This window comes from Porticoccus sp. (assembly GCF_965660005.1).
In the GTDB taxonomy this organism is placed as follows: domain Bacteria; phylum Pseudomonadota; class Gammaproteobacteria; order Pseudomonadales; family Porticoccaceae; genus Porticoccus.
On the sequence record NZ_CBFHYF010000034.1, the window covers coordinates 1 to 17,532 of the forward strand.

Genomic DNA, 17,532 nt, shown 5'->3' on the forward strand with positions numbered 1-17,532 from the left:
TTTTGTCGTCCCATTCGCCGCTATTGAGATCACGCGTCGCACTGTCCACATCCTCCTCTTTCCGGATGGTGGTTTCTGCGGCCAGATTCTCGGATTCTTCGGTGAGTTCAAGCAGTGGATTGTCGTAGAGGTTCTGCTGAATTTCCTGATGCAGGTCGAGGGAGGACAATTGCAGCAGACGGATGGCCTGCTGTAGCTGAGGGGTCATCGTCAGCTGCTGGCCGATTTTCAGTTGCAAGCTGGCTTTCATGTTATGACTGCGGGTAGGGGATTATGACAGGAACGTTCACATTGAAAGTGTAATCTGCCCCCGGGGGGAGTGACAAGCAAATTGTGTGCCGCTTTGCACAATTCCTGTGCAGTTGAGCACTCTGTCAAAGCATAAAGTCTTCGCCGAGATAGATATCCCGAACCTGTTGGTTGGCGACAATATCGGCGGCCTGCCCCTCGGCAATTACCTGTCCCTCGCCGACGATATAGGCATGCTCACAGATATCCAGCGTCTCGCGTACATTGTGGTCCGTAATCAGAACACCGATACCCATATCGCGTAAATGACGGATAATCTGTTTGATATCATTGACTGAAATCGGGTCAACCCCGGCAAAGGGTTCGTCCAGAAGAATGAAGGCCGGCTCAATAGCGAGGGCTCGGGCAATTTCCACCCTGCGACGTTCGCCCCCCGACAGGCTCATCCCAAGGGTGTCGCGAATGTGACTGATATGAAATTCCTGGAGTAGCTGTTCCAGTTTTTCTGCACGCTGCTGTTTGTCGAGGTCTTTTCTGGTTTCCAGAATCGCCAGAATATTATTCTCAACCGTCATCTTGCGAAAGATGGACGCTTCCTGCGGGAGGTAGCCAAGACCCTTGCGTGCCCTGCCGTGCATGGAGAGATGCGTGATGTCCTCATCATTGATCTTGACGGCGCCACCATCCTGGTGAATCAGCCCGACAATCATGTAAAAACAGGTGGTTTTGCCCGCGCCATTAGGTCCCAGCAGCCCGACAATTGCCCCGCTTTCAACGGTGAGGGATACATCGCGAATCACGGGTCTTTTCTTATAGCTTTTGACCAGGTTGGAGGCCTTTAGGATGGCCATTAGTTTGCATCCTTCTGTTTGTTGGGCGGGATCACCATCTGTATACGCTCGCGGGGGTTGTCGCCACTACTGGCCTTGACCACTTCTGCTTTCAGGTCGTAATTGATTTTTTCGCCGGTGATGACTGTACCGTTCTGCTCAACGCTGGCATTTTTCAGCAGGTCGATACGGCCACTGGACAGGTGGTATTCGATAGTGTTGCCCTTGGCATACATCATGCTGTCATTGGGGTTCGGTTGTTGCTGGTAACGGGCGGGCTCTCCGACACAAACGATGCGAACAACCTGATTATTTGCTGTATAGACAGTGACTTTGTCAGCATGGATCTTGATGGTTCCCTGCGTGATGACCACCGTGCCCTCGTAGATCGTCGTGCCGGTTTTTTCGTGTCGCTCGGCCCTGTCTGATTCAATATTGATCGGCTGTTGCGCATCGCTGGGTAGCGCCAGGCTGGACGAATGATACGCCGCCAAAAGCAGCAGAACGAATAGATTATGGCGCACGGTGAGTCCCCTTTACTTTCGATAGCAGCTTGAATATCTCATCATTAAGGTCTGCCCACATACCGGTACCGGTGGTTTTCCCCTGAGGTGTGGTAATCGTCACAGGGAGACCGGTTTCGGCAATGTTGGTGTCAGGAAAGATGGTTAATTTGCTGGTGAGAAATTCATTTTTACCGCCTTTTTTAATAGATTGCCATGCATGGACATCCTCGGACAGGACGGCCCGTTTACCCCCATTGTAGATAGTGCCTTTCCGGGCGGTTACATACCATGGAGGTGATTGCTCGACGCCTTCCTTGGATTTGCTGAAAGACACCATGGCAGGATTTTCCAGTTCCAGTCGGTTGCCGCGATTAAAATGGCGCGCCTCAGTGGCTGCGAGGGTATAGGCCCTGTTGCCACCCCTGTCAAAATTTACCGTATCAATATTATTCATGTAGCTGTCTGCTTTGGGCAGTTCTTCTGCATCGGCGATTGGCTTGGTCAGAAATACCTCTGGCGGAGACAGCCAGAACAACAGGAAAATTCCTGTTGAGACCAGCAACATGGCTGTCATCAAAATATTACGCATAAGTCTAGAGGTAGTCCGTAAAAGTGGATTCCAGTTTGTCCTGAGCCTGAAGAATCATCTCAGCCAGTTCCCGGACAGCGCCGGCTCCTCCGCAGGCGCTAGTCTGCCAAAGGGCATGTTCCGCAATGATCGGTCGGGCATTTGCCACAGCTACCCCCAGTCCTACCCGCCTGATGACAGCGAGGTCAGGGAGATCGTCACCCAGGAAGGCGATTTCATTCATCTGGTAGGGGTGTGCGGCCAGCATTTCTTCCAGTGCCTGCATTTTGTCCTCCCGCCCCTGAACGATGAGGTCGATGCCCAGCTCTCCGGCGCGCCTTGCCACCAGTGCTGAGGATCGGCCAGTGATAATTCCGACTCTGATCCCTTGGCGTTGTAGCAATTTTATGCCGAGGCCGTCCTGTATATTGAACGACTTTAGCTCCTCTCCATTATTGCCGTAATAGAGATTGCCATTGGTCAATACGCCGTCCACATCAAGTAGCAATAATCGGATTTGACGAGCTCTGCGGGTGATTTTCAGGTTTGCGGTTGACATGATCACATGACTCCTGCGCGCAGGATGTCGTGCATGTGAAGGACTCCAATCGGGTGGTGGTTGGCATCTTCAATAACCAGGGCAGTGATTTTACTGTCTTCCATGATTTTTAGTGCTTCGGCTGCGAGTAGTTCCCGGTGAACGGACTTGCAGTTTCCCTTGATCAATTGGCTGATGGTGCTGTGGTTGATATCGATATCATTATCCACTGCCCGACGCAGGTCCCCGTCAGTAAAGACACCGACCAATTCGCCCCGACGGTTAACCACGGTGGTCATGCCAAACCCTTTGGTCGTCATTTCCACCAGAGCCTTTTTCAGCAGCTCGTCCTCGAACACCCGGGGCAGCTCATCGCCACTGTGCATGATGGATTCTACTTTGAGTAGCAGTTTGCGGCCCAGTGCACCGCCGGGGTGAGAAAAAGCAAAGTCCTCGGCGGTAAAACCTCGTGCCTCCAGCAGGGCGATAGCCAGTGCGTCGCCCATCACCAGTGTTGCGGTCGTGCTGGTAGTAGGTGCCAATCCCAGGGGGCAGGCCTCGCTGGGAACCCGAACGTCCAGATGTGCCTCTGACGCCTGGGCTAGAATCGAGTCCGGGTTGCCAGTCAGGCTGATCAGCGGGATGCCCATACGTTTAATCAGCGGCAGCAGGGTAATGATTTCCGCCGTTGTTCCGGAATTGGATAATGCCAGCACCAGATCGATGCGTGTGATCATGCCCAGATCGCCATGGCTGGCTTCACCGGGGTGAACGAAAAAGGCGGGGGTTCCCGTGCTTGCCAGACTGGCGGCGATCTTCCTGCCGATATGCCCCGACTTTCCCATACCGGTGACAATGACGCGCCCAGTGCATTGCATAATCAGCTGGCAGGCGCGGTCGAAAGCTGCATCAATCCGCCCCTCGAGCAGAGTGACAGCTTCAGCTTCCAGGCGAATAGTGCGGCGCGCGGCTTCGGCAAAAGTACTGGTAGTCATGGGTTACCCAAAATATTTTGCCAAGTATACCGGCAACCAGGTAATGCTGTAAGTGTTGGCAGTGATCAGAGCGTGGGCGTCTGTGTCATTAGATTGGTGGTATACAGGAGCAGCACTATGCCGGCCAGGCAGCCCAGGCGAGAAGCCGGCAGAGGCGATTAACCGGGCCTCCATAAAATTGCCTGATCTCCAAGGATTTCGGAAATGGCAGGGCAATGGTATAGTGCACGCCTTTTCAGGTCAGCCATATCTGGCACTTGGCTGGTTTGTTGTGGTCAAACGGTTACCGGTAAAAAATGGCTTGGTGTCCGGTTTGTAGGCCCTGATAATTTGAGGAACGCTACGATGTACAAGAGGTTGATAAAAACATTGCTCCCTGCGCTTATTGTTCTGGTGTCGGGCCATGCAATCGCTACGCAGGCTGCTGATGATGCCGTTACTCCACCGGAACAAAGCCCCCATGAATTAATCGAGACTGTGACCGACGAGCTGTTGCAGGCCATTGCTGAGCACCGGGAAACCTTTGACGATAAACCCCAGGCCTTTTTTGATTCGCTGGATTGTCTGCTGACCCGGGTGATTGATTTCAACTGGATTGCTAGCAATGTTATGGGCACCTATCGAGCCGAGGCAACCGATGAGCAGCGTGAGGACTTTGTCAAAGCCTTTCATCGTGATCTGATCGAAACCTACGGACGCGGGTTGATTTCCTACGGTGATGAAACCATTGTAGTGCTGCCGCCCAAGGATGATCTTGAAGGTAAGCGCAGGGTAACTGTTGTGCAGGAAATTCGTGGCAGTGACGGTGTGTTTCCGCTCTATTATTCTATGGCACTGAACCGTGAAGGGGAGTGGAAAATCACGAATGTTGTGATCAACGGGATCAACCTTGGAAAAACCTTTCGCAATCAGTTCGCCCAGCGAGCACAGAAATATGATGGCAATATCGATCAGGTTATAGACAATTGGTCCACCCAAGTAAAAGTCATTGAAGATGAGGTGTAGTCGATGACCCCGAATGATGTGCAGGTGCTCTTGCAAGAGGCGCTGGCCAATTGTGAAGTGACCGTCAATGGCGATGGTCGTCACTTTGAGATATTGGCGGTAGGCGAGTTATTCTCTGGTCTCCGCCCGGTGCAGCGACAGCAAAAAATCTATGCAGTGCTTCAGCATCATATAGCCGAGGGCGCCATACACGCCGTAAACATCAAAACCTATACGCCGGATGAGCTTAGGAAATAGGCTCATGCCGTGTTCCACGGTCACTAATTTCTGCTCCAATTGGCCTCTGTCTTGCTGAATCACAAGGGTTTTGAATGGACAAATTGTTGATTTCCGGAGGTGGCCCGCTGTTCGGTGAAATCCGTATTTCCGGTGCTAAAAACTCCGCATTACCGATCATGGCGGCAACGCTTCTAGCCGATGGCCCGGTGATGATTTCCAATGTACCCCACCTGCACGATATAACCACAATGTTTGAGTTGCTCGGTTGTCTGGGCGTCGGCGTGGTGCTGAACGAAAAGATGCAGGTCGAAGTTGATGCCACGACGCTGCACAGTCATGTGGCGCCTTACGACCTGGTCAAGACCATGCGTGCCTCCATTCTTGTGCTGGGTCCCATGCTCACTAAATTTGGTGTTGCCAATGTTTCCTTTCCTGGAGGATGTGCAATCGGTAGTCGACCTGTGGATCTGCACCTGCATGGTTTGAAAATGATGGGTGCAGAGATAGAGATTGATGGGGGCTACATTAATGCCCGCTGTCATGGACGCCTGAAGGGCGCGCATATTCTGATGGATACAGTTTCCGTGGGTGCCACGGAAAATCTCATGATGGCTGCCGCCCTTGCCGATGGCCAGACGGTCATTGAAAATGCCGCCCGCGAGCCTGAAGTGGTCGATCTCGCCAAATGTATCAATGCCCTGGGTGGCCGGGTGACAGGTGCGGGCACCACAACTTTGACCATTGAGGGAGTCGATACCCTGCATCGGGGGAGTTACCGGATTATGCCCGATCGTATTGAGACCGGTACCTACCTGGCCGCCGCAGCGGCGACCCGGGGACGTGTCAAGTTGAAGGATACCGATCCGCATATTCTCGAGGCTGTGTTGATCAAGCTGGAGGAAGCCGGTGCGAAGATAAGCGTTGGGAAGGACTGGATAGCACTGGATATGGAAGGGCGCAGACCGAAATCGGTCAACTTCAAGACGGCGCCCTATCCGGCGTTCCCAACGGACATGCAGGCGCAGCTGACAACCGTTAATGTGGTTGCGGATGGTGTAGGTACTATTACCGAGACGATTTTTGAAAATCGCCTGGTTCAGACCCATGAGTTAAACCGAATGGGGGCCAAAATCACCTTGGAAGGAAATACCGCCATCGTGACCGGGGTTGAGCGGCTCAAAGCAGCGCCGGTCATGGCATCGGATCTGAGAGCCTCGGCCAGCCTGGTGATTGCCGGTCTTGTGGCAGAGGGTGAAACCATTGTCGATCGTATATACCATATTGATCGAGGATATGAATGTATTGAGGAAAAGCTGCAGCAGCTCGGTGCCAATATTCGCAGGATTCCGGGTCGCTAGTTCTAGCCGGTTATTTTCCTCAAGTAAACCCGTTGTATAAACAATGTGAGCACCATGGAAATTACGATTGCCCTGACCAAGGGGCGTATTCTGGAAGAAACCCTGCCTTTGCTGGCGGAAGTTGGTATTGCGCCCGTGGAAGATATCAGTACCAGCCGCAAGCTCTTGTTTGATACCAGTAGATCCGATGTACGATTGTTGGTGTTGCGCGGCTCCGATGTCCCCACTTATGTGCAGTTTGGTGCAGCTGACCTTGGTGTGTCGGGGAAAGATACCCTTCTGGAGCATGGCGGTGACGGGCTTTATGAACCGCTGGATCTGGGTATCGCGCGGTGCCGCATGATGACGGCGGCGGTGGTGGGGGCCAACCCCGGTACAGGGCGTATTCGAGTCGCCACCAAGTACGTTAACGTGGCTCGCCGTTTTTACGCCGAACAGGGACGTCAGGCAGATATCATAAAACTCTACGGTGCTATGGAACTGGCGCCGATCATGGCGCTGGCGGATGAAATTGTTGATATTGTTGATACAGGCAACACCCTTCGTGCCAATGGGCTGGAGGCCCGGGAGTTTATTGCCGATATCAGTTCCCGGCTCATTGTGAATAAGGCTGCCATGAAGATGAAGCACCAGTTGCTGCAGGATATTGTGGACAGTCTCGCTGATGTGGTGAACAAGCCCCGATGACTATTACCCAAGGTGAGCCGGTCAGTATCAGCCAGTTGTCTACTGCAGACAATTGTTTCGACGAGCAGTTGGCAGAGTTGCTGGCATGGGAAAATGTATCGGATCAAAATGTTGAGCAGATCGTTAACGATATCCTGTCGGGTGTTCGTCAGCGCGGCGATCAGGCGTTGGTTGAATATACCAATCGCTTTGACGCCCGGAATGTCGCTGATGTACGGGAGCTTGAAATTTCTCCCGACCTCATTTCCGGGGCATTGGCAGGTATCCCCGCAGCTGAGCGCGAGGCACTGGAGTTGGCCGCAGAGCGGATTCGTCGTTACCACCAGCACCAGAAACAGGACTCATGGCACTACCGGGAAGCTGACGGCACGCTGTTGGGGCAACAAATCACCGCGTTGGACCGGGTGGGGATTTATGTGCCCGGGGGCAAGGCCAGCTATCCGTCCTCAGTCCTGATGAACGCCTTGCCCGCCCGGGTGGCGGGCGTGAATGAGATTATTATGGTAGTGCCTGCGCCGGGTGGTGAGTTGAATCCACTGGTACTCGCCGCCGCAGCGATTGCCGGGGTTGATCGCCTGTTTACCGTGGGCGGCGCCCAGGCCATTGGTGCGTTGGCCTATGGTACGGAAACCGTGCCTCGGGTGGACAAGATTGTCGGACCGGGCAATATCTTTGTCGCTACCGCAAAGCGCGCTGTATTTGGTGCCGTGGGCCTTGATATGGTGGCGGGACCCTCGGAAATTCTGGTGGTTTGCGATGGCCAGACAGACCCGGACTGGATCGCTATGGATCTGTTTTCCCAGGCTGAGCATGATGAAGAAGCCCAAGCTATTCTGATTAGTCCAGACAGGGATTTTCTCGAACAGGTAAAAAACAGTATTGGCAGGCTGCTACCCACTATGGAGCGGGCGTCGATTATTCGTGCGTCACTTGAAAAGCGCAGTGCCCTGATCGCGGTAGCAGACATGGATGATGCGCTGACCTTGATCAACCATATTGCTCCCGAGCACTTGGAACTGTCTGTGGCCAACCCCGAAGACTGGTTACCGGGTATTCGTCATGCCGGAGCTATTTTTATGGGGCGGTACACTGCCGAAGCGGTGGGTGACTACTGCGCTGGTCCAAATCATGTGCTGCCCACTTCAATGACGGCCCGATTTTCCTCGCCGCTGGGTGTTTATGATTTTCAAAAGCGCAGTTCTCTCATCATGTGTTCTGCCGAAGGCGCCTCGACATTGGGGGAAACGGCATCGGTTCTGGCCCGAGGGGAGGGCCTCACAGCCCATGCCCGTTCTGCTGAATACCGTATCAAGCGATGATGGTAACCCTTTGAGCAGTCCCTTCTGGAGTGACATCGTGGCAAAGCTGGACCCCTATGTGCCCGGGGAGCAGCCCAAACTGGCCAACCTGACCAAATTGAATACCAATGAAAACCCCTATGGGCCTTCCCCCCGGGTTCTGGAGGCCATTGCCGCAGAATCGGGTGATAGCCTGCGCCTGTATCCCGACCCCAATGGTGCGCTGCTTAAACAGGCGGTGGCAGATTACTACGCTGTTGCCCCGGATCAGGTGTTCCTGGGCAATGGTTCAGATGAAGTGCTGGCCCATGTTTTTCAGGCGTTGCTCAAGCACGATAAACCGGTGTTGTTTCCGGATACCACCTATAGCTTTTACCCCGTCTACTGCAGCCTGTATCAGGTTGATTATCAACGGATACCACTGGGTAGCGATTACCGTATTCAGGTTGCCGACTACTTGCACAGCAATGGCGGTATTATCTTTCCCAATCCAAACGCGCCAACCGGCATATTGCTGTCGCTAGCGGAAATTGAGTGGTTGCTGAAAAAAAATCAGCAGTCAGTTCTGGTGGTGGATGAAGCCTACATAGATTTTGGCGGAGAAACGGCGGTTTGCCTGGTCGATCGGTATCCCAATCTGCTCGTGACCCAGACACTATCAAAATCCCGGTCACTGGCCGGTTTGCGAATTGGATTTGCTATTGGTAACGCTGTTTTGATTGAGGCGCTTGAGCGTGTCAAGAATAGCTTCAATTCCTACCCACTCAGCCGTTTTGCCATTGCCGGCGGGGCTGCAGCCTTCGCTGATGATGACTATTTCCGGCAGGTCTGCAGGCAGGTTGTCTGCAGTCGTGATGGTCTGACCGCCGGGTTGAAATCACTCGGTTTTGACGTGCTGCCGTCCTCGGCGAATTTTGTTCTGGCGACTTGCCCGTCGCAGGATGCCGCTGGGCTTTCGGCGCGACTGCGTGAGAAAGGTATTATTGTTCGCCATTTCAGGCAGCCCAGAATACAACAGTTTTTGCGAATCACTGTTGGCACAACCGAGCAAAACAGATTGCTATTGAATGTATTGGCCGAGTTGCTGAAACAGTAGTGCTCAGGAGTTTTCAGGCGGTGGCCGGGTGCCCGTCACCGCCATGATGGTGCTCTTTTCTCCTTCGCGAATTACCTCCAGTTTGACAGAGTCCCCGGGTGAGAGGTCGGCGATCAGATTCATGCTCCTGTCATTGTCCACTACCCAGTAATCATTGATACGGGTGATAATGTCCCCCGGTTGCAGGCCCGCCAGGTGGGCGGGACTGTTGAGATAAATACTAGTGATTACCAGCCCTGACGGAGGGTCCATCCCCAGTTTTGTTGCCGCCATCCTTGTCAGTGGGCGGGCTTCGACGCCGAGCCAGCCCCGGATAACATAGCCGTGCTTGATGATATCCTGCAAAACTTTCATGGCTGTATTGGCAGGAATGGCAAAGCCGACCCCTACTGAATAGCCGGTTTTGTCAAGGATGGCAGAATTGATCCCGAGCAAATTGCCGAAGGCATCGACCAGGGCGCCGCCGGAATTGCCAGGGTTTATTGCCGCATCTGTCTGAATAAAATTTTCAAACGTATTGAGCCCCAGGCCATTGCGACCAGTGGCGCTGACAATGCCCTGTGTGACCGACTGCCCGACCCCGAATGGATTGCCGATGGCCAGTGCGACATCCCCCACTCTGGGCATGGAGCCCCCTTCGATGCTGATGGGCAACAAATTGGCAAGCTCCACTTTTAGTACGGCCAAGTCTGTATCCGGATCCTTGCCAATTACCTTGACCATTGCCTCGCGACCATCCTGGAGTTGGACAACAATTTCATCCGCTCCGGACACCACATGATTGTTGGTTAAAATGTAGCCATCCTTGGTAAGAATGACCCCGGAACCCAGTGAAGACTGCATGCGTTGTTGCTGCGGCAGGTTGCTGTTACTGAAGAAACGCCGGAAGAACGGATCATCCAATAGCGGGTGGCGAGGTCGCTCGAGTGTTTTCCGGGTATAGATGTTAACAACCGATGCCGATGCCCGCTGTACAGCGGAGGCATAGGAGGCAGGGCCTTCCCAGTTGCCCGAAATGTCCGGTGATAACCCGCGGGTTTCCATCCTGTCCCCATTGTTGAGTGTTTCGGGCAGTAACAGCATAACCAGCACGGCCGCGAGGAGGCCGGTCAGCACTGGCCAGCTGATATAGCGCAACACTCGAAAAACAAAAGATACCACCACAGGCTCCGTCACGTCACAGAGGTAGCATTATGTCATAAACCGTTCAGTGGGGATGGTTTTGAAGGCAGGCGTTGGAGCCGTTGTGTGTCAGCTCACTCTAAGCGTCGGGTCATCATTTTCATTGGCGTCTTCCGACGCATCATTTGCGACTTTTGCATGCAGGTTGTCGCGGGACACACTGTCATCTCTGAGACCGTATTCTTCACTCAATATCCCACCGGGAACCTTGGGCGCGTAGTCTTTCGGTGGTTCGGGTATTTCCGTTGAAAGGATTGCGCCACGTTCTTCGAGGCCCCCGAAACCGGCATCGACGATCTTTCGGCTGGTCTCAGGGCCAGTCAATCGCACTGCGCTGGCTGCGAAGTGCTCGTGAACGTCGCGATAGCTCTGTGACAGATGATTGAACAGCTCGGAGGTCCTGATGAAATGCTCCGTCACCTCATGCTCGTAATCCTTGAGCCGGGTCTGAGCTTCCTGAAGCTTGTTCTCGGCGGCTTTGCGTTGTTGCTCCTGTGGGTGAATTGTTCGTCCAATCAGCAGGCCAACAACCAAGCCGCTCACAGCACAAAGCAGGCCAATCAATAATAAAGACGGGGTTTCCAAGCAACCACCTCCAAGGGTATACAGCGGATTTTAATGAGTAGTCTGAAAGAAGCCGTAGCCACTGGCAACTGTTTTTTGGAACCCCTTTTTGGATTTTCGGTCCGGCCTCTTAATAACGCAACAGTGCTGCTATATTCTGAGCGGCTTGCGATTCTCCTGTCACGCGGCTAAAGTCCGGCCTCGTTTTGTCCATCCTTTTTTGAACCAGTCAACTATGAACCGGGTGCCTGCTCCTCCCCATACACCTTTGCAGCGATACCAGCAGGACTTGCTGCAGCCGTCATTCAGCTACGACCCTGCCCAGGAACAGGCAGTGGCTTTGTTGCAGGCGCTCTATGAAAAATTATTAGTACAGAATACCGGTCTGGGAGACCGCTCGATTTTTCGGCGGCTCAGAGAGCACTTTCGACCGCCGCGGCCAGTCGTGCCAATAAGGGGGCTGTATTTCTGGGGTGGTGTGGGTCGCGGCAAAACCTACCTGATGGATAATTTTTTTGAGTCTCTCCCCTTCGAAGAAAAAATGCGGGCGCATTTTCATCGTTTTATGCGACGGGTTCACCGTGAGTTGCGTCTGCTGGATGGGGTGAAGAATCCGCTGGAAAAGGTTGCTGATAATATTGCCGCTGAAGCAAGGGTGATTTGCTTTGATGAGTTTTTTGTCGCTGATATTGCCGATGCGATGTTATTGGGGGGGCTGCTGGAGTTGCTATTTGCCCGTGGGGTGACACTGGTGGCGACATCCAATATTGTCCCCGACCGGCTCTATGAGAATGGTCTGCAGCGACAGCGCTTCCTCCCTGCAATAGCGCTGCTTAATGAACATACCCAGGTCGTTAATGTCGATGGTGGGGTCGATTACCGGCTGCGCACTCTTGAGCAGGCCCGGTTGTATCACACCCCTCTGGATGAAAATGCCGAGCGAGCCATCGAAAAAGCTTTTAGCCATCTTGTGCCTGCCAGTGGTGAGGTTCAGGTGGCTATCGACATCACGATAGAGGGACGAAAAATTCCCTGCCGTTCTGTTGCCGAGGACGTTGTCTGGTTTGATTTTGATGTAATATGCAACATACCACGCAGCCAGAACGATTATATTGAGCTGGCTCGTGAGTTCCATGCGGTGTTGGTCGGCAATGTCCGGCAGATGGGCCGCAGTAATGATGATCAGGCGAGGCGCTTCATCAACCTGGTGGATGAATTTTATGACCGGAATGTGAAACTGGTGTTATCTGCTGAAGTGCCATTACCGGTGCTCTACACTGAAGGTCGACTGGGTTTTGAGTTTCAGCGAACCGCCAGCCGCTTGCTGGAAATGCAGTCACACGAGTATCTGGCACGACCACACCGGCCCTGATAAGAACCGTTCCGCCACCTTGCAGGCAGGACTTTTCATGTCAATTAACGAATTCTTTTTTAGGTAAAATTATCCTTGAAAAGGGTAGGGTCGGTCTGTAAAATGCGGCCTCCTTTTAGGAAGGCCAAAAACTTTCAGGCAGGAAAAAATGAAAACATTTAGTGCAAAGGCCGAAACCGTCCAGCGCGATTGGTATATTGTAGATGCGGCTGACAAAACATTGGGTCGTTTGGCCGTCGAGATTGCCTCTCGTCTCCGTGGCAAACACAAGCCTGAGTTTACTCCGCATGTGGATACCGGCGACTATATTGTCGTGGTGAATGCCGAGCGGGTTCGCGTGACGGGCAACAAAGCCAAAGACAAAATTTATCACCATCACACTGGCTACATCGGTGGGTTGAAGTCCATCAGCTTTGAAAAGCTGATTATCAAGGCTCCTGAGCGGACTATCCAGACGGCTGTAAAAGGCATGTTGCCTAAAGGTCCGCTGGGTCGTGCCATGTACAAGAAGCTCAAAGTATACGCAGGCACCGAGCACCCTCACACTGCTCAGCAGCCGCAAGAACTGAACATTTAACGGATTGTTAATTATGGCAGACACCCAATACTACGGTACCGGCCGTCGCAAAACCTCCTCCGCCAGAGTCTTCCTGAAATCTGGAGCGGGTAATATTGTGGTCAATGATCGCACACTCGACCAGTATTTTGGCCGGGAAGTGGCACGCATGATCGTGCGCCAGCCACTCGAGCTTGTGGATCGTGCAGCCACGTTTGACCTCAATATTACCGTCGCTGGTGGTGGTAGCTTTGGTCAGGCAGGTGCAATTCGCCACGGTATTGCGCGTGCGCTGTTGCAATATGATGAAGGTCTTCGGGGTCAACTTCGCAAGGCAGGTTTCCTGACCAGGGATGCCCGTGAAGTGGAACGTAAAAAAGTGGGCCTTCACAAAGCCCGCAAGCGTCCCCAATTCTCCAAACGTTAATCGATCGTCTTGTATACCGAAAAACCCGGCTCCACACAGCCGGGTTTTTTTGTGTTTTAAAACAGATAATTACCTACTTTGTGTGGGGGCTTGTCTTGTAATAAAAAATGGTTTTCTTTACTATTGCACGCCATTTTGCACACATAAAATTTGCCAACCTTTGCTGCTAACGGGAGTGCGTCATGAGCAATGACGGTATTAATCAGGGGCGTAGACGTTTCCTGACGGGAGCCACCTGCGTGGTGGGTGCCGCTGGAGTTGTGGGAGCTGTCGTTCCTTTTGTAGGTTCATGGAACCCAAGTGCCAAGGCCAAAGCCGCTGGTGCCCCGGTGAAAGCCAATGTTTCAAAAATCGAACCCGGACAGATGGTGACCGTCGAATGGCGAGGTAAACCGGTATACATTGTTCGCCGCACCCAGGAAACGCTGGCTAACCTGGAGCGGCGCGATGATATATTGAGAGATCCTGCGTCCGCAGAATCCAGCCAACCCGGCTATGTGGACCCTCAACATCGTGCCATCAAGGAAGAGTTTCTGGTTCTGGTTGGGCTGTGTACGCACCTGGGTTGCGCGCCGATGTTCCGTCCCGATGTGGGCGCTCAGGATATGGGTGGTGCCGAGTGGCTGGGAGGCTTCTTCTGTCCCTGTCATGGCTCTAAATTCGATCTCGCCGGTCGGGTTTACAAAGGTGTTCCTGCGCCGACAAATCTGGAAGTCCCTCCGTATTCCTACGAGAGTGATGGTGTGGTTGTCATTGGTGTAGATCAGGAGGCAGGCTAATGAAAGCATTGGTGTCTTTACGTGACTGGGTAGATGCGCGCCTGCCAATCGTGCGTGCGTGGAATACTCACATGGGTGAGTATTACGCCCCGAAAAACTTTAACTTCTGGTACTACTTTGGTGTTCTCTCGCTGGTGGTATTAGTGATCCAGCTGATTTCCGGCATCTGGTTGCTGATGAGCTATCAGGCCTCTGCTGAAACAGCGTTTGCTTCCGTGGAATACATCATGCGTGATGTGGACTACGGCTGGATTATCCGTTACATGCATTCTACCGGGGCGTCGGCATTTTTCGTTGTCGTCTATCTGCACATGTTCCGCGGTCTGCTTTACGGCTCCTACAAGCCACCTCGGGAGCTGGTCTGGATTTTTGGTATGACGATTTATGTGGCCCTGATGGCGGAAGCTTTCCTCGGTTACGTACTGCCCTGGGGGCAGATGTCCTACTGGGGTGCCCAGGTGATTATTTCGCTGTTTGGTGCGATACCCGTGGTCGGGGAAGACATCGTGCAGTGGGTCCGTGGTGATTATCTGATTTCAGGCATTACCCTGAATCGCTTCATGTCACTGCATGTGGTTGCCCTGCCGATAATTCTGCTGGCGCTCGTAGTTCTGCACATTCTGGCGCTGCACGAAGTCGGATCCAATAACCCCGATGGTGTTGAAATCAAGAAAAACAAGGATGCCAACGGTGTTCCTGTGGACGGTATTCGTTTTCATCCGTTCTACACCGTGCATGATCTGATGCCGATTGTCGTCTTTCTCTTTGTGTTCTGCTTTATCCTGTTTTTTGTGCCGGAAATGGGCGGATACTTTCTGGAACATGCCAATTTTGAGATCGCCGATCCCCTGAAAACACCTGCACATATTGCGCCGGTCTGGTACTTCACACCGTTTTATTCAATGTTGCGCGCGGTGCCTGACAAATTTGCCGGCTTTATGGTCATGGCAGCAGCCATTGCCATTATGTTTGTTCTGCCCTGGCTTGACCGCAGCCCGGTAAAATCGATCCGGTACAAAGGCCTGTTCAGTCGGTATGCGCTACTGGTTTTCGCAGCCTCATTCATTATTCTGGGTGTGCTGGGTGTCAAGGCCCCGACACCGGCCCGCACCTTCCTGGCGCAGGTATGCACCGCGCTGTATTTCCTGTTCTTCCTCGCGATGCCAATCTGGACCAGAATGGAGAAAACCCAACCAGAGCCCAAGCGGGTGACCACCAATGGTGGCTTTGGTTTCTGGAAATCCATGGCTGGCTTGTTGATTGTCATTCTCCTGTCCTGGCTGCCGCTCAAGGCTGTTGGTGCCGAGTCAGAATTTGATTGCGGTACAATCCCCTGTGATGGGTTCAAGGCGGACCCCTCTGACAAGGTTTCCCTGCAGCATGGTGCCCAGCTGTTTGTAAACTATTGTATGGGTTGTCACTCGGCCCAGTACTCACGCTGGGACAGGGTCGCTACAGATCTGAAAATGCCCGCCGGGCTGGTGATGGACAATCTGGTGTTTGCCGATCAGAAGATTGGCGACCTGATGAAAATTGCCATGACTGCACAGAAGGGCAAACAGTGGTTTGGTGCCCCGCCACCGGACCTCACCATGATTACCCGCGCTCGTACATCAGAATGGGTGTATACTTATCTGCGTCATTTCTACGCGGATCCGACCCGCCCGATGGGTGTCAATAACAAGGTGTTCAAGGATGTGGGTATGCCGCATGCCCTGCTGGACCTTCAGGGTCTTCAGGAGTGCGCGCCAGGCCCCGTCACTGCTGCCAATGGTGGTATAAAGCGCGATCCGTTGACCCGTGAGGAAATCCTCGAAGACAATTGCGGTCGCTACACACTGGTTGCGGAAGGAACCTTGTCACCTGAGGAGTATGATAAAGCGGCTTATGATCTGGTGAACTTTCTGGCGTACACCGCAGAACCAATGGCCGAGGATCGGAAGCGAATCGGCACCTACGTTCTGCTCTTTCTCGCTTTCCTCTTTATCTGGGTTTGGTTGCTGAACAGGGAATACTGGAAAGAGATTCACTGATTTTCATGGGCATGGCTGTCGACACACGGCGGCCGTCCAACGGCCAATAACAATACAACTGAGGTTTTATTATGGGGGTTGTTGCAAAACGATCTTCGATGACGTTTTTTTCTGACCCTACATGTCACTACAGCCATCGTGTTCGTATTGTCCTGGCAGAAAAAGGGGTCACGGTAGACATCGAAAATGTCGACGGCAAAAATTTGCCCGAAGATGTACTTGAGCTGAATCCCTACGCATCTCTTCCTACCCTGGTCGATCGGGATCTGGCGCTCTATGAAACCAAAGTGATGATGGAATATCTTGATGAGCGGTTCCCCCACCCACCATTGCTTCCGGTCTATCCCGTTGCCAGAGCGCTGAGCCGTCAGTTTATGCATCGCATTGAACGGGACTGTTGTAGTCAGCTGGATTTTATTATCACCAACGGTGACAGCAAGGCAGCCGAAACTGCCCGCAAGGAACTGTGCGACAGCTTGACGAGCATCGCACCCATCTTTGCCGACCTGCCGTTCTTCATGAGCGAGGAATTCACACTGGTCGATTGTTGTCTGGCACCTATATTGTGGCGATTAAAGCATCTGGAGATTAAGCTGCCGTCAAATCGTCAGACCAAGCCGTTGCAGGACTATATGAAACGATTGTTTGACCGGCCCTCCTTTGAGGAAAGCCTGTCAGAGTTTGAGCGGGATATGTGAAAACCCTGTATGGTCTTGATGGATCTTGAAGAGGGGGCATGGGGTGTACCTTTTTTTGTAAAATGCAGTGTTGGGCATATTGGGCCAAAATATATTCCATGAGCATGACGTCAAACAAATCTTACCTGGTTCGGGCATTCTATGACTGGATTGTAGATAATGACTGCACTCCATACATTGTCGCCGATGCCTTTTATCCGGGGGTTGCCGTGCCCCAGCAACATGTCAGTGACGGGCAGATTGTGTTGAATCTGGCGCCCCGGGCGATCACTTCCCTGGTGATGAATAACCGGATAATCTCCTTCACCACCCGGTTCGGCGGGGTGCCAAGTACGATAGAACTCCCCATTCAGTCGATATTGGGTATTTATGCCCGGGAAAATGGTGAAGGTATGATGTTTGAGCCGGAGACGGATCATGATCCACAGCCCCCCGGCCCGGGTCCTGTGAAATCCGTACCATCGAAAGACAAACCCTCTGGAGGAGTTGCTGCGGACAGTAGCAAAAAACCTTCTCTCAGAATCGTAAAATAGAGGCCTCAATTATGTCAGATCCAATTGTCATTGCCGGTA

Annotated in this window: 20 protein-coding genes and 1 pseudogene; 13 read left to right on the forward strand and 8 right to left on the reverse strand. The window is 52.8% G+C overall.

Going from position 1 to position 17,532, the window contains the following annotated elements:
- The 6 genes and pseudogenes from ACTF5G_RS07780 to ACTF5G_RS07805 form a co-directional block, all read right to left on the reverse strand.
- Window positions 1-250 (reverse strand): annotated as a pseudogene (locus tag ACTF5G_RS07780) (RNA polymerase factor sigma-54); the annotation flags it as partial.
- Window positions 251-374: 124 nt separating this feature from the next.
- Complete coding sequence (gene lptB, locus ACTF5G_RS07785; RefSeq protein WP_438952254.1) at window positions 375-1,100, reverse strand: LPS export ABC transporter ATP-binding protein; 726 nt, start codon at window positions 1,098-1,100, stop codon at window positions 375-377.
- Window positions 1,100-1,603, reverse strand: coding sequence for a lipopolysaccharide transport periplasmic protein LptA (gene lptA, locus ACTF5G_RS07790; RefSeq protein ID WP_438952255.1), 504 nt, complete (start codon window positions 1,601-1,603; stop codon window positions 1,100-1,102). Before lptA ends, lptB begins: the two co-directional genes overlap by 1 nt.
- Complete coding sequence (lptC, locus tag ACTF5G_RS07795; RefSeq protein WP_438952256.1) at window positions 1,593-2,174, reverse strand: LPS export ABC transporter periplasmic protein LptC; 582 nt, start codon at window positions 2,172-2,174, stop codon at window positions 1,593-1,595. Before lptC ends, lptA begins: the two co-directional genes overlap by 11 nt.
- Window positions 2,175-2,178: 4 nt before the next feature.
- Complete coding sequence (locus ACTF5G_RS07800) at window positions 2,179-2,712, reverse strand: KdsC family phosphatase (protein ID WP_438952257.1); 534 nt, start codon at window positions 2,710-2,712, stop codon at window positions 2,179-2,181.
- A 2-nt stretch (window positions 2,713-2,714) separates the two neighbouring features.
- Window positions 2,715-3,686, reverse strand: coding sequence for a KpsF/GutQ family sugar-phosphate isomerase (locus tag ACTF5G_RS07805; protein ID WP_438952258.1), 972 nt, complete (start codon window positions 3,684-3,686; stop codon window positions 2,715-2,717).
- Between the two features lie 345 nt (window positions 3,687-4,031).
- Between ACTF5G_RS07805 and ACTF5G_RS07810 the strand changes: the two genes are divergently transcribed.
- The 6 genes from ACTF5G_RS07810 (at window position 4,032) to hisC (ending at window position 9,349) form a co-directional block, all read left to right on the forward strand.
- The gene (locus ACTF5G_RS07810) at window positions 4,032-4,691 is read left to right on the forward strand and encodes an MlaC/ttg2D family ABC transporter substrate-binding protein (protein WP_438952259.1); all 660 of its coding nucleotides are present in this window, start codon (window positions 4,032-4,034) and stop codon (window positions 4,689-4,691) included.
- A gap of 3 nt (window positions 4,692-4,694) precedes the next feature.
- Entirely contained in the window at window positions 4,695-4,928 is a 234-nt protein-coding gene (locus ACTF5G_RS07815) for a BolA family protein (protein WP_438952260.1), read from the forward strand.
- 74 nt (window positions 4,929-5,002) lie between these two features.
- Window positions 5,003-6,268, forward strand: coding sequence for a UDP-N-acetylglucosamine 1-carboxyvinyltransferase (murA, locus tag ACTF5G_RS07820; protein ID WP_438952261.1), 1,266 nt, complete (start codon window positions 5,003-5,005; stop codon window positions 6,266-6,268).
- Window positions 6,269-6,322: 54 nt separating this feature from the next.
- Window positions 6,323-6,955: an ATP phosphoribosyltransferase gene (gene hisG, locus ACTF5G_RS07825; protein ID WP_438952262.1), complete on the forward strand. Its 633-nt coding sequence runs from the start codon at window positions 6,323-6,325 to the stop codon at window positions 6,953-6,955.
- The gene (hisD, locus tag ACTF5G_RS07830; RefSeq protein WP_438952263.1) at window positions 6,952-8,274 is read left to right on the forward strand and encodes a histidinol dehydrogenase; all 1,323 of its coding nucleotides are present in this window, start codon (window positions 6,952-6,954) and stop codon (window positions 8,272-8,274) included. The genes hisG and hisD overlap by 4 nt, the downstream gene beginning before the upstream one ends.
- A 37-nt stretch (window positions 8,275-8,311) precedes the next feature.
- Entirely contained in the window at window positions 8,312-9,349 is a 1,038-nt protein-coding gene (gene hisC, locus ACTF5G_RS07835; protein WP_438952264.1) for a histidinol-phosphate transaminase, read from the forward strand.
- 3 nt (window positions 9,350-9,352) lie between these two features.
- On the opposite strand, the gene ACTF5G_RS07840 is transcribed toward hisC, so the two are convergent.
- On the reverse strand, window positions 9,353-10,513 hold the full coding sequence (locus ACTF5G_RS07840) for a trypsin-like peptidase domain-containing protein (RefSeq protein WP_438952265.1): 1,161 nt from the start codon (window positions 10,511-10,513) through the stop codon (window positions 9,353-9,355).
- Window positions 10,514-10,600: 87 nt separating this feature from the next.
- Window positions 10,601-11,116, reverse strand: coding sequence for a YhcB family protein (locus ACTF5G_RS07845; protein WP_438952266.1), 516 nt, complete (start codon window positions 11,114-11,116; stop codon window positions 10,601-10,603).
- 214 nt (window positions 11,117-11,330) lie between these two features.
- Here ACTF5G_RS07845 and zapE point away from each other — a divergent pair, with 214 nt between their 5' ends.
- From zapE to ACTF5G_RS07880, 7 genes are all read left to right on the forward strand, one after another.
- Window positions 11,331-12,467, forward strand: coding sequence for a cell division protein ZapE (gene zapE, locus ACTF5G_RS07850; RefSeq protein WP_438952267.1), 1,137 nt, complete (start codon window positions 11,331-11,333; stop codon window positions 12,465-12,467).
- A 148-nt stretch (window positions 12,468-12,615) separates the two neighbouring features.
- A complete protein-coding gene (gene rplM / locus ACTF5G_RS07855; protein WP_438952268.1) occupies window positions 12,616-13,044 on the forward strand; it encodes a 50S ribosomal protein L13 in 429 nt (142 codons plus the stop codon).
- 13 nt (window positions 13,045-13,057) lie between these two features.
- Entirely contained in the window at window positions 13,058-13,450 is a 393-nt protein-coding gene (rpsI, locus tag ACTF5G_RS07860; RefSeq protein ID WP_438952269.1) for a 30S ribosomal protein S9, read from the forward strand.
- A gap of 182 nt (window positions 13,451-13,632) precedes the next feature.
- Window positions 13,633-14,229, forward strand: coding sequence for a ubiquinol-cytochrome c reductase iron-sulfur subunit (petA, locus tag ACTF5G_RS07865; protein WP_438952270.1), 597 nt, complete (start codon window positions 13,633-13,635; stop codon window positions 14,227-14,229).
- Complete coding sequence (locus ACTF5G_RS07870) at window positions 14,229-16,262, forward strand: ubiquinol-cytochrome c reductase (protein ID WP_438952271.1); 2,034 nt, start codon at window positions 14,229-14,231, stop codon at window positions 16,260-16,262. Before petA ends, ACTF5G_RS07870 begins: the two co-directional genes overlap by 1 nt.
- 71 nt (window positions 16,263-16,333) lie before the next feature.
- Window positions 16,334-16,960 (forward strand): glutathione S-transferase N-terminal domain-containing protein, encoded by a 627-nt coding sequence (locus ACTF5G_RS07875; protein WP_438952272.1) that lies wholly within the window; start codon window positions 16,334-16,336, stop codon window positions 16,958-16,960.
- 98 nt (window positions 16,961-17,058) lie between these two features.
- A complete protein-coding gene (locus tag ACTF5G_RS07880; RefSeq protein ID WP_438952273.1) occupies window positions 17,059-17,493 on the forward strand; it encodes a ClpXP protease specificity-enhancing factor in 435 nt (144 codons plus the stop codon).
- Window positions 17,494-17,532: the final 39 nt, after the last annotated feature.